Source organism: Stenotrophomonas sp. a6 (assembly GCF_030913325.1).
In the GTDB taxonomy this organism is placed as follows: domain Bacteria; phylum Pseudomonadota; class Gammaproteobacteria; order Xanthomonadales; family Xanthomonadaceae; genus Stenotrophomonas; species Stenotrophomonas maltophilia.
The window spans coordinates 364873-377300 of record NZ_CP133161.1 but is presented as its reverse complement, the minus strand read 5'-3'; the positions used below and the strand labels follow the sequence as shown (position 1 = coordinate 377300).

Genomic DNA, 12428 nt, shown 5'->3' with positions numbered 1-12428 from the left:
ATGGCGACGCAGCAACCGCGGTTCAAGTAGATCCACGCCGTGCGTGGATGCTCCCGCCATCAGACCGGGCCTGAGTCGAGCGTGGCTCGACTCTACAAAGGGCAGCCCCTCACAACCAGGGCAGGATCCAGTGGTCCACCAGCAGGAAGGCGAACAGCGCCATCAGGTACACGATGGAGTAATAGAACATCTTCATCGAGAACAATTCGTCCGGCGGGTTGAGCATGCGCCAGGCATACCAGAGGAACACCGCGTTGAGCACGATCGCGCCGCCCAGGTAGAACGCACCGCTCATGCCCACCAGGTACGGCAGCAGGCAGACCAGCGCCAGCACCACCGAATACGCCATGATCTGCTTGCGGGTATGCACCACGCCATGGGTCACCGGCAGCATCGGGATCTCCGCCTTGGCGTAGTCCTCGCGGCGGAAGATCGCCAGCGCCCAGAAGTGCGGCGGGGTCCAGATGAAGATGATCAGCACCAGCAGCGACGAGTACGCCCAGTCCGACGAGCCCTGCATGCCGGTCACCGCCGCCCAGCCCAGCATCGGCGGCATCGCGCCGGCCAGGCCACCGATGACGATGTTCTGCGAGGTCGCACGCTTGAGGTACACGGTGTAGATCACCGCGTAGCCGATCAGCGAGGCGAAGGTCAGCACGGCGGTGATCAGGTTCACCCACAGCACCAGGATGGTCATCGACAGCACGATCAGCACGCCGGCAAACACCAGCACCTGCCATGGCTTGACCTTGCCCACCACCAGCGGACGCCACGAGGTGCGCGCCATCTGCGCATCGATGTGCGCGTCCAGCAGCTGGTTGATGGCTGCCGCGGCCGAGGCCGCCAGCCAGATGCCGAGGAAACCGAGCACGCCGGCGCGCACCTGCTCCCAGCTCGGCACGCCCGGAATGGCCAGGACCATGCCGACCAGGGCGGTGAAGACGATCAGGGCAACGACCTTGGGCTTGGTCAGGTCCCAGTACTGGCGGTAATTGGAAAACATGGAATCAGTCCGGGGCGCGCAGGCGGGCCAGCAGGCTGACCAGCACGAACAACAGGGCAACGGCCACGCCGTTGTGGGCCACCGCCACTTCCAGCGGCAGCGCCAGCTTCACGTTGAGGATGCCGAGGGTGACCTGCAGCACCAGCAGCGCGATCAGCGCGCTGGCCCAGCCACGCATGCTCGGCAGGCGGAACAGGCGCACGCCCAGCCACAGCAGGTAGACGGCCACCACCACCGCGAACAGCCGGTGCGCCATCTGGATGGCGATACGCGAGGCGCCATCCAGCACGCCGCCTTCGTAATCCACGCCGATGCCGCGCCACAGGGTGAAGCCTTCGACGAAGTTGTGCTGCGGCCACCACTGGTTGGCACAGCGCGGGAAGTTGTCCAGCGAGGCGCTGCCGCCGCCGCAGGCCAGCGCCGCGTAGTTGGCACTGACCCAGCCGCCCAATGCGATCTGGGTGACCAGCACCGCCACGCCGATGCGCAGCACCCACTTCAGCTTCGGTGCTTCGGCCAGGGTGATCGGCATGTGCGTGGCGCGCCAGGCCATCCAGACCAGCAGCGCGAACATCAGCATGCCGCCCAGCAGGTGCCCCATCACCACGATGGGCTTGAGCAGCAGGGTCACCGTCCACATGCCCAGCAGGGCCTGGAAGATCACCACGGCCAGGGTCAGCAGTGCAGCGCGCGCCAGGTCGATGTTGCTCCAGCGCAGCGCGGCGATCAGCAGGATCGCCTCGCCGATCAGAGCCAAGGTACTGGCGGTGCCATGCCAGCCCATCATGTACAGCGGTATGCCGGCGGCCACCAGCACGCAGGCGGTCACCACCGCCGTGCTTCCGAATCGCCGCTTGCGCGTGGCCAGCAGCGCCAGGGTCAGGATCTCGATGCCCAGTGCGCCGGCCAGGAAGCGGTGCACCTGTTCACGCCAGGCCTTGTGGGTCTCCAGCGGGCGGATCTCCGCCGCCGGGTGGCCGATGGTCTCTTCCACGTGCTGCGGCCAGGTGGCCTGGCCATAGCAGGTCGGCCAGTCCGGGCAGCTCAGGCCGGCATCGGACAGGCGCACGAAGGCGCCGAACATGATCGTGCTCGCGGTCATGATCATGGCGAACCACGCCAGGCGGTGGAAATTGCGGTGCAGCGCCGGACGCGCGGAAAGGCTCATCAAACGGGACTCACTTCAGTTTCAGCAACGTGGCCATGTCCTTGCGCAGGCCACCGAGGTCGGTGCCCGGGGCATGACGCATGATCACGAAGCCGTTCGGATCGATCACGTAGACCGGCAGGCCAGCCGGATCGTCGACGCCGGGCAGGGCCGCGCGCAGTGCTGGCGACGGAGCCAGCGGCCGCAGCGCGGGCAGCGAGGCGATCGACGCCGGTGGCGTTCCCAGCCACAGGATTTCGACATTATCGGCGTTATGGCCGAACAGCTGCCACACCTTGCCCAGTCCCTGCGACAAAGTGACGCACTGGACGTCGCAGGCACCGGCAGGCGCCACCAGCAGGCGCCAGGTACGGGCTTCGGGGTTCCACGGGTACGGCTGGCCGTTGGCCAGGGTCGGCGCCTGCTGGCGCAGGTCCACAGGCGGCTTCAGCAGCTGGCCGGCATTGCGGTGCCCGGCGGGCTGCCAGCCAGAGAAGCGCAGCACGGCGGCCAGCGCCATCGCCCCGAAGAACACGGCAAACAGCAGCACCAGGGTCCGGCGGCCGGAGCCGCGCGCCTGCGGGGACGTAGCAGTGTTCATGCGGGGCATTTTCTCATGGTTGGGTGAGGGATGCGGGTGTGACGCCGCGGTAGCGCCGGCCGCCGGCCGGCATCCAGGAATGCGGGGGTTGCCGGCCAGCGGCCGGCACTACCGGGCAGCACGTCGCCTGCGCCACTCCAGTACCAGCGCGACCACCAGCACGGTCAGGGCCAGACCGAACCACTGCACGGCGTAGCCCAGGTGGCGTTGCGGCGGCAGCGTGTTCGGCAGCAGGTCCAGGTCGCGTTCGTCGCCGAAGGGCAGCGCCGGGTCCAGCCGCAGGACGCGATCAGGCAATGCCGGCAGGCCAAGCGCCGCCGCCAGGCCCTCGGCGGGCAAGCGGCTGGCCAGCCAACGCCCGGCCTCATCGGTAGCGGAGAACGCCGGGCCCAGGGCCAGCCCCGCCGACGGCGGCGGCGCCAGCAGGCCACGCACCGCCACCGGCGAAGGCGGCGACGGCACATCCGGCAGCCTGCGATCGGGCGGCAGCGCGCGCCAGCCCAGATCGACCAGCAGCACGCTGCCCTCGTCACTGCGGAACGGGCGATAGATCTTCACGCCCGCGCGGCCGTGCCGGGTCTGGTTGTCCAGCAGCACCACGCCGGGCAGGAAGCGACCGTGGTCGGCCACGCCGTGCAAGGCGCCAGGTGCAACCAGAGCCTGCGCCAGTGGCAGCGCCTGTGCCACAGCTGGACCTTGTGCATCCAACATTGCCTGCTTGGCATGCATGCGCTGCAGCTGCCACAGCCCCAATGCGGTGAAACCAACCATTGCCAGCACCGCCAGCAGCCATCCGATCACGCGCGTGTGCTGGCGCATCATGACAAGTCCGCGCAAACGCGGTCAGATAGGCGCATCCACCCTGCCCTCGAGCCGCGCATGAGTGATTCGCTGAAGACCCTGCTGGTAATCGCGTTTCTGATCGTCATCGTCTGGAATCTGGGCGCCGGCCTGTATTACCTGCTGGTCGACCGCGGCCAGACCAAGCGCACGGTCAACGCACTGACGCGCCGCATCGCGGTGTCGGTTGCGTTGATCCTGCTGGTGATCGTGAGCATCTACATGGGCTGGATCAAACCGCACGGCATCGGCGGCTGAGGCCACCGATGCGTGCGCGGTCAAAGCACGTAGACGAACATGAAGAGCATCAGCCACACCACGTCGACGAAGTGCCAGTACCACGCGGCCGCTTCAAAACCGAAATGGTTGTCGCGGGTGAAGTGTCCCTTGGCCGAACGCAGCCACATCACGATCAGCATGATCGTGCCCAGCAGCACGTGCGCGCCGTGGAAGCCGGTCAGCATGAAGAACGTTGAACCGTAGATGCCCGAGCCGAGCGTCAGGTTCAGTTCCTTGTAGGCGTGGATGTACTCCTCCGCCTGCAGGGTCAGGAAGCCCAGGCCAAGCACCACGGTCAGGCCCAGCCAGATCAGCAGCTGGCGACGGTTGCCGGCCTTCAGCGCGTGGTGGGCAATGGTCAAGGTCACGCCGGAGGTGAGCAGGATCAGCGTATTGATCAGCGGCAGGCCCCAGGCCGGGATGGTCTGGAACGCGCCACCGATCGCCGCCGGCCCGTTGGTCGGCCAGCCGGCGGAATAACCCTGCCAGAGCAGCTCGTTGGTCATCACCCCGCGGCCTTCGCCGCTCAGCCACGACAGGCCCAGGTTGCGGGTGTAGAACAGCGCGCCAAAGAAGGCGCCGAAGAACATCACTTCGGAGAAGATGAACCAGATCATTCCCATCCGGAACGAGCCATCGACCTGGTGGTTGTAGTTGCCCGCCTGCGACTCGCGCACCACGTCGCTGAACCACCAGAACAACGTCAGCACCAGCATCGCGATGCCAATGTAGAAGGTCCAGCGTCCCCAGCTGGCATCGTTGAGCCAGCTGGCCACGCCCACCATGGTCACCATCATCGCGATGGAACCCACGAACGGCCATTTGCTCTGGGCCGGGACGAAGTACACGTTGGCGTCGGTCGGTGTCTGGGCCATGTCGGTATCCGGGTCAGGGTGCGGCGTGCGCGCCTTCCGAGGTGGCGGCCGGGGCCAGCCGATCGGACAGCGCGTCGTTGCGGTAGAAGGTATAGGACAAGGTGATCGTCTTGATCTCCGGCGGCAGGTCCGGATCAACGATGAAGCGCACCGGCATGTCGCGCTTCTCGCCAGCCTGCAGCGTCTGTGCGGTGAAACAGAAACATTCGGTCTTGCTGAAGAAGCCCGAGGCACGCGCCGGCGCCACCGAAGGCACCGCACTGCCGACCACCGCCTGCTGGCTGTCGTTGCGGGCGAAGTACAGCGCCTCGTTGAGTTCGCCGGGCACCACGTCCATGGTCAGCTGTTCGGGATGGAACGACCACGGCAGGCGCGAATTGACGCCGCCATCGAACTCCACGCGCACGGTGCGCTTGCCGGTGGCGGCGCCTGCACTGGCTTCGCCACCGGGGCCGCGTTCCAGGCGCACACCGAACACCTTCTCGCAGGCGATGCGGTACAGCGGCACCAGCGAGAACGTGAGCAGGAACACCGCCACCGCCACACCGATCAGGCGCGGCAGCCCCGCACTGCGTGACGGTGTGCTGGCTGGCGCCTCGCTCATCGGCCGATCACCCCGCTGAGGATGAAGCCGACGTAGACCAGCACGGCGATGGCGCCGACCCACATCGCCGTGCGCCTGGCGCGCTGCCGTTGCTGTTCGATGCCGTGGCGTTGGGCTTCGGTCTGGCTTTGGCTTTGGCTTTGGTAGAGCCGACTGTTAGTCGGCTGCACTTCGCGAGTCGACTGACAGTCGACTCTACCGATCGGCAGCGGGCTCTCGTTATGCATGCCTCACCTCAATGCGTGATGTCGTCATGCGCCAGATCTCCCGGACGGATGGTCGGCGGCGTGGTGAAGGTATGTGCCGGTGCTGGCGACGGCAGCGTCCACTCCAGGCCGCGCGCGCCTTCCCAGGAACGGGCCTCGGCCTTCTCGCCGTTGCGCAGGGACGACAGCAGGATCGCGGCCATCATGAACGGGGTGACGAACATGCCGAACGCACCGATCGAGCTGATCAGGTTCCAGTCGGCGAAGGCCACGCTGTAGTCGGGAATGCGACGCGGCATGCCGGCCAGGCCGAGGAAATGCTGCGGGAAGAACAACAGGTTGACGAATACGATCGACCACCAGAAGTGCACCTTGGCCCACTTCTCGCTGTACATCCGCCCGGTCCACTTCGGCCACCAGTAGTACACCGCGGCGATCAGCGCGAACACCGCACCGGTCACCAGCACGTAGTGGAAGTGCGCGACCACGAAGTAGGTGTCGTGGTACTGGAAGTCGGCGGCGACGATCGCCAGCATCAGGCCGGAGAAGCCACCGATGGTGAACAGGATGACGAAGGCCACCGACCACAGCATCGGTGCCTCGAACGTCAGCGAGCCACGCCACATGGTGCTGACCCAGTTGAACACCTTCACCCCGGTCGGGATCGAGATCAGCATGGTGGCGAACATGAAGTAGATCTCGCCGCCCAGCGGCATGCCCACGGTGAACATGTGGTGGGCCCAGACGATGAACGACAGGAACGCGATCGCGGCGGTGGCGTACACCATCGCCTGGTAGCCGAACAGCGGCTTGCGGCTGAAGGTCGGGATGATCTCGCTGACCACGCCGAAGGCGGGCAGGATCATGATGTAGACCTCGGGATGGCCGAAGAACCAGAAGATGTGCTGGTACATCACCGGGTCACCGCCACCGGCGGCATTGAAGAAGCTGGTGCCGAAGAACTTGTCGGTCAGCAGCATGGTCACCGCGCCGGCCAGCACCGGCATCACCGCGATCAGCAGGAAGGCGGTGATCAGCCAGGCCCAGCAGAAGATCGGCATTTTCAGCAGGTCGATGCCCGGCGCACGCATGTTGAGCACGGTGGCGATGATGTTGATCGCGCCCATGATCGAACTGATGCCGGCCACGTGGATGGCGAATACGCTGAAGGCAACGTTGTAGCCGCCCTGCAGCGACAGCGGCGGGTACAGCGTCCAGCCACCGGCCGGTGCACCGCCCGGCAGGAACAGGGTCAGCAGCAGCAGGCTGAAAGCCACCGGCAGCAACCAGAACGACCAGTTGTTCATGCGTGGCAGCGCCATGTCCGGCGCGCCGATCTGCAGCGGGATCATCCAGTTGGCCAGGCCGACGAAGGCCGGCATCACCCCGCCGAAGATCATCACCAGCGCATGCACGGTGGTCATCTGGTTGAAGAACTCGGGCTTGACGAACTGCAGGCCCGGCTGCGCCAGCTCTGCGCGGATCACCACGCTCATCGCCGCACCGATGATGAACATGATGAAGCTGAAACCGAGGTACAGCGTGCCGATGTCCTTGTGGTTGGTCGAGAAGAACCAACGTTCGAAGAAGCTCTGGTGGTGATGGTGATCGTCGTGCCCAACTGCCGAGTGCGCCATTGCAAAACACCTCTCAGAATCGGTTGTCACCGCGGCCGCGAACGGCCGCGGGCTTTACATCACGCTCCGCTGGCCGCGGTGGCAGGCGCGCTGCCGGCTTCTGCAGCAGCAGGCGCAGCCGGTGCCTCGCCCGTCGGTGCAGTCGGTTCGGCAGGTGCCGCAGGCGTGGCGGGCTCGGCGGGCGGCGCCGGCTTGCGCTGCGCCAGCCACTTCCTGAAGTCCTCCTTGGACACCGCCTCGACCACGATCGGCATGAAGCCGTGGTCCTTGCCGCACAGCTCGGCGCACTGGCCGCGGTAGACACCGGGCTGCTCGATGCTGGTCCAGGCTTCGTTGATGAAGCCGGGGATGGCGTCCTGCTTCCAGCCCAGCGCCGGCACCCACCAGGCGTGGATCACGTCGTCGGAGGTGATGACGAAACGCACCTTGGTATCGACCGGCAGCACCAGGCGGTTGTCGACATCCAGCAGGTAGTGCGGATGGCTTTCGCGGGTCGGCACGATGCCGCTCTGCCGCACCCGGTCGGACTCGCGGTCCAGGCGGCTGGTGAAGGTGACGTTCTCGCCCAGGTATTCGTACTTCCACATCCACTGGTAGCCGGTGACCTTCACCGTCATCTCGGCATCGCGGGTGTCGTACATCTTGATCAGGTTGGCCGTGGCCGGCCATGCCATCACGATCAGGATGATCACCGGGATCACTGTCCAGATGATCTCGGCCTTGGTGTTGTGGCTGAAGGTGGCCGCGACCGCGCCCTTGGATTTGCGGAACTTGAAGATGGCGTAGGCCATCGCCCCGAACACGATGACGCCGATCACCGTGCAGATGATCAACGACAGGTTGTTCGATTCCCAGGCCAGGCGCGAGGTCTGGGTCACCCCCTTGCCCATGTTCAGCTGCCACGGCTTCGGATCGGCCGCCTGGGCCCAGGCCAACGCCGGCATCAGTCCCCCGGTCGCCAGCATCGCGGCGACCGCGTTCACGCACTTCGTGCCCCACCTGCTGCTTTGCTTCATTGCCTAGACCCTTAGCGTCGTCGGTTGCCGCCATCGCTGGCGGCGAGCAAGCTTTCAAGTGTCTCTGCGAGCGTCTGACGTTCGGCCGGCGCGAGGAAACTCCCCACCTCCACCTGCCGGCCGCTGGATGCCAGCCGGACCCTCTCATCGTCGGTGAGCAGGCGCACCCAGTGGGGATGGGCCCGGAACACCGGCGATCCACCGGGTACGGGGATGACCTCCACGTACGCCGGCACTACCCGGATCTCCTCCTGCCGTTCACCGCTGCGCCACAAGGCACGCAGCGCGGCCGCCAGCACCAGGCTGTACAGCAGCGCGAACAGGGGGGCGAATGCATTGCCGGCCAACCACCCGAGGGCGGACACCAGCCACATCGCACCCGACAACACGGTGAACAACAGGACGAACTGCCGGGCATCGAGCGCCCGTGGGGGACGCAGCCGCAGCTGCGTACCTGACCCATCCGGAGCTGGAAGCACCTCGATCATGTCGCAACCGCGTTCCTGCCGCGGGAAACGCCTCGATGGTAGCCCCGCCCTCTCGCCGGTAGCAAGGGTGCATTCACACATTTTCCGATGCTGCAACACAGCATGAGGTCGGCGGTACGAATGACGAATTCGGCATAAACTCCTCCGCACTTGCTGAACACGCTGAATCCACCGCAGCTATTGGCTATCAGCGCTTCACGAAGGTGGCTGCTGGGCACTTCCGCAACCCGCAAAAATGATTAAAATCGCCAAGTTTTCCACTGGCCGGACCGGCATGAACGCACCTTCCTCCTCCCCTGCAGCCCACGACGCCCCGCGTCCCGGCGCGTTGCTGTCGCCGGAACTGCCGGCGCCCCCCAACCCGTTCCGCCAGGCCATCACCGACGCCTGGTTGAAGGACGAGGCCACCCACGTGCGCGAGCTGCTGGCGCAGGCCCGCCTGCCCGCCGAAGAACAGGCCAAGGTGCAGGCGCTGGCCGCCGACCTGGTCGGCCGCGTGCGCGTGCGTGCCAAGGACCAGGGCGCGATCGAAGCCTTCATGCGCCAGTACGACCTGGGCAGCGAGGAAGGCGTGTTGCTGATGTGCGTGGCCGAGGCACTGCTGCGTATTCCGGACCAGGACACCGCCGACAAGCTGATCCGCGACAAGCTGGCCGATGCCGACTGGGAAAAGCACCTGGGCGGCAGCGACTCGGTGCTGGTCAATGCCTCCACCTGGGGCCTGATGCTGACCGGCAAGCTGGTGCAGATGAACGACGCCACCCGCGCCGATGCGCCCAGCGCGTTCAAGCGCCTGGTCGGCCGCGTCGGTGAGCCGGTGGTGCGCCTGGCCGTGCGCCAGGCGATGAAGATCATGGGCCACCAGTTCGTCATGGGCCGCACCATCAGCGAAGCGCTGGCGCGCTCGCACAAGGGCGACAACGCCAGCTACCGCTACTCCTTCGACATGCTCGGCGAAGGTGCGCTGACCATGAAGGACGCGCTGCGCTACCTGGAAGACTACCGTCGTGCGATCCACGCCATCGGCGGCGATCACAAGGCACGCGGCGGCCGTCCGGATGGCGACGTCAACAATGCCCCGGGCATCTCGATCAAGCTGTCGGCGCTGTACCCGCGCTATGAGCACGCCAAGCGCGAGCGCGTGCTGAAGGACCTGGTGCCGGGCGTGCTGGAACTGGCGCAGCTGGCCAAGAGCTATGGCATCGGCTGCACCGTCGACGCCGAAGAGTCCGACCGCCTGGAACTGTCGCTGGACATCATCGAGCAGGTGTTCTCCGACGCCTCGCTGGCTGGCTGGGATGGCTTCGGCGTGGTCGTGCAGGCCTACCAGAAGCGCACCCCGTACACGATCGACCACCTGGCCGACATGGCGCGCCGCGCCGGTCGCCGCCTGCAGGTGCGCCTGGTCAAGGGCGCGTACTGGGACGCCGAGATCAAGCGCGCGCAGATCGAAGGCTACCCGGGCTACCCGGTGTTCACCCGCAAGCAGAACACCGACGTGTCCTACCTGGCCTGCGCCAAGCGGCTGTTCACCCATGCCGACGCGATCTACCCGATGTTCGCCACGCACAACGCGCACACCATCGCGGCCGTGCGCAGCATCGCCAACGGCGGCGTGTACGAGCACCAGAAGCTGCACGGCATGGGCGACGACCTGTACGCCGAGGTGGTGCCGGCTGACCGCCTGGGCCTGCCCTGCCGCGTGTATGCACCGGTCGGTTCGCATGAAGACCTGCTGCCGTACCTGGTGCGTCGCCTGCTGGAAAACGGCGCCAACTCCAGTTTCGTCAACCGCATCACCGACGAGCGCGTGCCGATCGCCGACCTGATCCGCGATCCGGTCGAGATGGTCGCCTCGTTCGCTTCGATTCCGCATCCCAAGATCCCGCTGCCGGTTGACCTGCTGCGCAGCCAGAACCACGACAGGAAGAACTCCATGGGCGCCAACCTCGCCAACGACAACGAACTGCGCGCCCTGGCCGAGCAGATCAACGCGGCTGTGAAGCCCTGGCAGGCTGCGCCGCTGGTGCCGGGCGCCAACCCGGCCGGCGCCGCGCTGCCGGTGACCAACCCGGCCGACACCCGTGAAGTGGTTGGCCAGTGGCTGGCCGCAGACGCCGCCACCGTGCAGAAGGCCCTGGCGAATGCCGTAGCCGCGCAGCCGGCCTGGAACCGCACCCCGGCCGCCAGCCGCGCCGCCATCCTCGAGCACGCCGCCGACCAGCTGGAAGCACGCATGCCGGAATTCATGGCGCTGTGCGTGAAGGAAGCCGGCAAGAGCCTGCCCGACAGCATCGCCGAAGTGCGCGAAGCGGTGGACTTCCTGCGCTACTACGCCAAGCAGGCGCGCGAGCAGTTCAGCCACGCCGAGAAGCTGCCGAGCCCGACCGGTGAGTCCAACGAGCTGCAGTTGCACGGCCGCGGCGTGTTCGTCTGCATCAGCCCGTGGAACTTCCCGCTGGCGATCTTCCTGGGCCAGGTCGCTGCCGCCCTGGCCGCCGGCAACAGCGTCATCGCCAAGCCGGCCGAGCAGACCAACCTGATCGGCTACTACGCGGTGAAGCTGCTGCACGACGCCGGCGTGCCGGCCGAGGTGGTGCAGTTCCTGCCGGGCGACGGTGCTACCGTCGGTGCCGCGCTGACCGCCGACCCGCGCGTGGCCGGCGTGGCCTTCACCGGCTCCACCGACACCGCCCGTGCGATCAACCGCGCGATGGCGGCGCGTGACGCCGCCATCGGTGTGCTGATCGCCGAGACCGGTGGCCAGAACGCCTTCATCGCCGACTCCTCGGCACTGCCGGAACAGCTGGTCAAGGACGCGATCGGTTCGGCCTTCACCTCCGCCGGCCAGCGTTGCTCGGCTGCGCGCGTGCTGTTCGTGCAGGACGACATCGCCGACAAGGTGATGACCATGCTGGCCGGTGCGATGAAGGAACTGAAGGTCGGCAACCCCGGCCTGCTGTCCACCGACGTCGGCCCGGTGATCGACGCAGATGCGCTGAAGATCCTGCAGGACCACGCTGAGCGCATGGACCGCGAAGCGCGCCTGATCGCCGCCGCCGAGCTGTCCGCCGAAGCCGCCAACGGCACCTTCTTCGCACCGCGCGCGTACGAACTGAAGGACCTGGGCCAGCTGCAGAAGGAAGTGTTCGGCCCGGTGCTGCACGTGATCCGCTGGAAGGGCGACCAGCTCGACGCGGTGATCGACCAGATCAACGCCACCGGCTACGGCCTGACCCTGGGCGTGCATTCGCGCATCGACGAGACTGTCGACCGCATCAGCAACGGCGTCCATGTCGGCAACGTCTACGTCAACCGCAACCAGATCGGTGCGGTGGTCGGCGTGCAGCCGTTCGGCGGCCAGGGCCTGTCCGGCACCGGCCCGAAGGCCGGCGGCCCGCACTACCTGCTGCGCTTCGCCACCGAAAAGACGGTGACGGTGAACACCACCGCCGCCGGCGGCAACGCCTCGCTGCTGACCCTGGGCGACTGATCGCCCGGTTGATGCAGTGAACGAAAAACCCCGCGAAAGCGGGGTTTTTTATGCCTTGCTTCCTGTAGAGCCGGGCCCACGCTCGGTTTTCCTCGCACAGCCGAGCGTGGGCTCGCTCTACAGAGGCTGGGCCACACTGAACCGATTGTCCGCCCGCTTCGCCAGCTCGCCGTGCACGCGCGCGATGCGCGCTTCCAGCCCCCCCCTCCAGCAGCACGTAGTCGACTCCCCGCGCCTCC

The 12428-nt window shown here is 66.6% G+C and carries 12 protein-coding genes; 2 read left to right on the top strand and 10 right to left on the bottom strand.

Annotated elements, in window-relative coordinates; translation table 11 throughout:
- Nucleotides 1-109 precede the first annotated feature (109 nt).
- The 4 genes from cyoE to Q9Q79_RS01730 all read right to left on the bottom strand — a co-directional run bounded on the left by cyoE (nt 110) and on the right by Q9Q79_RS01730 (nt 3573).
- Nucleotides 110-1003: a heme o synthase gene (gene cyoE, locus Q9Q79_RS01745; RefSeq protein WP_005412028.1), complete on the bottom strand. Its 894-nt coding sequence runs from the start codon at nt 1001-1003 to the stop codon at nt 110-112.
- A 4-nt stretch (nt 1004-1007) separates the two neighbouring features.
- Nucleotides 1008-2171, bottom strand: coding sequence for a COX15/CtaA family protein (locus Q9Q79_RS01740; protein ID WP_005407797.1), 1164 nt, complete (start codon nt 2169-2171; stop codon nt 1008-1010).
- A gap of 10 nt (nt 2172-2181) precedes the next feature.
- On the bottom strand, nt 2182-2751 hold the full coding sequence (locus Q9Q79_RS01735; RefSeq protein WP_049407110.1) for a hypothetical protein: 570 nt from the start codon (nt 2749-2751) through the stop codon (nt 2182-2184).
- Nucleotides 2752-2859: 108 nt separating this feature from the next.
- Nucleotides 2860-3573, bottom strand: a complete 714-nt coding sequence (locus Q9Q79_RS01730) for an SURF1 family protein (RefSeq protein ID WP_099562852.1) — start codon at nt 3571-3573, stop codon at nt 2860-2862.
- 57 nt (nt 3574-3630) lie between these two features.
- Here Q9Q79_RS01730 and Q9Q79_RS01725 point away from each other — a divergent pair, with 57 nt between their 5' ends.
- Nucleotides 3631-3849: a twin transmembrane helix small protein gene (locus Q9Q79_RS01725; protein WP_005412025.1), complete on the top strand. Its 219-nt coding sequence runs from the start codon at nt 3631-3633 to the stop codon at nt 3847-3849.
- Between the two features lie 20 nt (nt 3850-3869).
- Here Q9Q79_RS01725 and Q9Q79_RS01720 read toward each other — a convergent pair whose 3' ends face one another.
- The 6 genes from Q9Q79_RS01720 to Q9Q79_RS01695 are packed head-to-tail and all read right to left on the bottom strand — an operon-like array spanning nt 3870 to nt 8696.
- Nucleotides 3870-4745: a cytochrome c oxidase subunit 3 gene (locus Q9Q79_RS01720; protein WP_005412024.1), complete on the bottom strand. Its 876-nt coding sequence runs from the start codon at nt 4743-4745 to the stop codon at nt 3870-3872.
- A 13-nt stretch (nt 4746-4758) separates the two neighbouring features.
- On the bottom strand, nt 4759-5349 hold the full coding sequence (locus tag Q9Q79_RS01715) for a cytochrome c oxidase assembly protein (protein WP_005412023.1): 591 nt from the start codon (nt 5347-5349) through the stop codon (nt 4759-4761).
- Nucleotides 5346-5576, bottom strand: a complete 231-nt coding sequence (locus tag Q9Q79_RS01710) for a hypothetical protein (protein ID WP_005407791.1) — start codon at nt 5574-5576, stop codon at nt 5346-5348. Before Q9Q79_RS01710 ends, Q9Q79_RS01715 begins: the two co-directional genes overlap by 4 nt.
- 8 nt (nt 5577-5584) lie before the next feature.
- A complete protein-coding gene (gene ctaD / locus Q9Q79_RS01705; RefSeq protein ID WP_005407790.1) occupies nt 5585-7192 on the bottom strand; it encodes a cytochrome c oxidase subunit I in 1608 nt (535 codons plus the stop codon).
- 59 nt (nt 7193-7251) lie between these two features.
- Nucleotides 7252-8208, bottom strand: a complete 957-nt coding sequence (gene coxB, locus Q9Q79_RS01700; protein ID WP_005407789.1) for a cytochrome c oxidase subunit II — start codon at nt 8206-8208, stop codon at nt 7252-7254.
- An 11-nt stretch (nt 8209-8219) separates the two neighbouring features.
- Entirely contained in the window at nt 8220-8696 is a 477-nt protein-coding gene (locus tag Q9Q79_RS01695) for a DUF2244 domain-containing protein (RefSeq protein WP_004153894.1), read from the bottom strand.
- 274 nt (nt 8697-8970) lie between these two features.
- Between Q9Q79_RS01695 and putA the strand changes: the two genes are divergently transcribed.
- Complete coding sequence (gene putA, locus Q9Q79_RS01690; protein WP_024957489.1) at nt 8971-12189, top strand: bifunctional proline dehydrogenase/L-glutamate gamma-semialdehyde dehydrogenase PutA; 3219 nt, start codon at nt 8971-8973, stop codon at nt 12187-12189.
- Nucleotides 12190-12428 lie beyond the last annotated feature (239 nt).

Bases quoted from the DNA above. Each gene is read 5' to 3' on its own strand.
- cyoE (WP_005412028.1), bottom strand. From the start codon at position 1,003: ATGTTTTCCAATTACCGCCAGTACTGGGACCTGACCAAGCCCAAGGTC.
- Q9Q79_RS01740 (WP_005407797.1), bottom strand. From the start codon at position 2,171: ATGAGCCTTTCCGCGCGTCCGGCGCTGCACCGCAATTTCCACCGCCTG.
- Q9Q79_RS01735 (WP_049407110.1), bottom strand. From the start codon at position 2,751: ATGAACACTGCTACGTCCCCGCAGGCGCGCGGCTCCGGCCGCCGGACC.
- Q9Q79_RS01730 (WP_099562852.1), bottom strand. From the start codon at position 3,573: ATGATGCGCCAGCACACGCGCGTGATCGGATGGCTGCTGGCGGTGCTG.
- Q9Q79_RS01725 (WP_005412025.1), top strand. From the start codon at position 3,631: ATGAGTGATTCGCTGAAGACCCTGCTGGTAATCGCGTTTCTGATCGTC.
- Q9Q79_RS01720 (WP_005412024.1), bottom strand. From the start codon at position 4,745: ATGGCCCAGACACCGACCGACGCCAACGTGTACTTCGTCCCGGCCCAG.
- Q9Q79_RS01715 (WP_005412023.1), bottom strand. From the start codon at position 5,349: ATGAGCGAGGCGCCAGCCAGCACACCGTCACGCAGTGCGGGGCTGCCG.
- Q9Q79_RS01710 (WP_005407791.1), bottom strand. From the start codon at position 5,576: ATGCATAACGAGAGCCCGCTGCCGATCGGTAGAGTCGACTGTCAGTCG.
- ctaD (WP_005407790.1), bottom strand. From the start codon at position 7,192: ATGGCGCACTCGGCAGTTGGGCACGACGATCACCATCACCACCAGAGC.
- coxB (WP_005407789.1), bottom strand. From the start codon at position 8,208: ATGAAGCAAAGCAGCAGGTGGGGCACGAAGTGCGTGAACGCGGTCGCC.
- Q9Q79_RS01695 (WP_004153894.1), bottom strand. From the start codon at position 8,696: ATGATCGAGGTGCTTCCAGCTCCGGATGGGTCAGGTACGCAGCTGCGG.
- putA (WP_024957489.1), top strand. From the start codon at position 8,971: ATGAACGCACCTTCCTCCTCCCCTGCAGCCCACGACGCCCCGCGTCCC.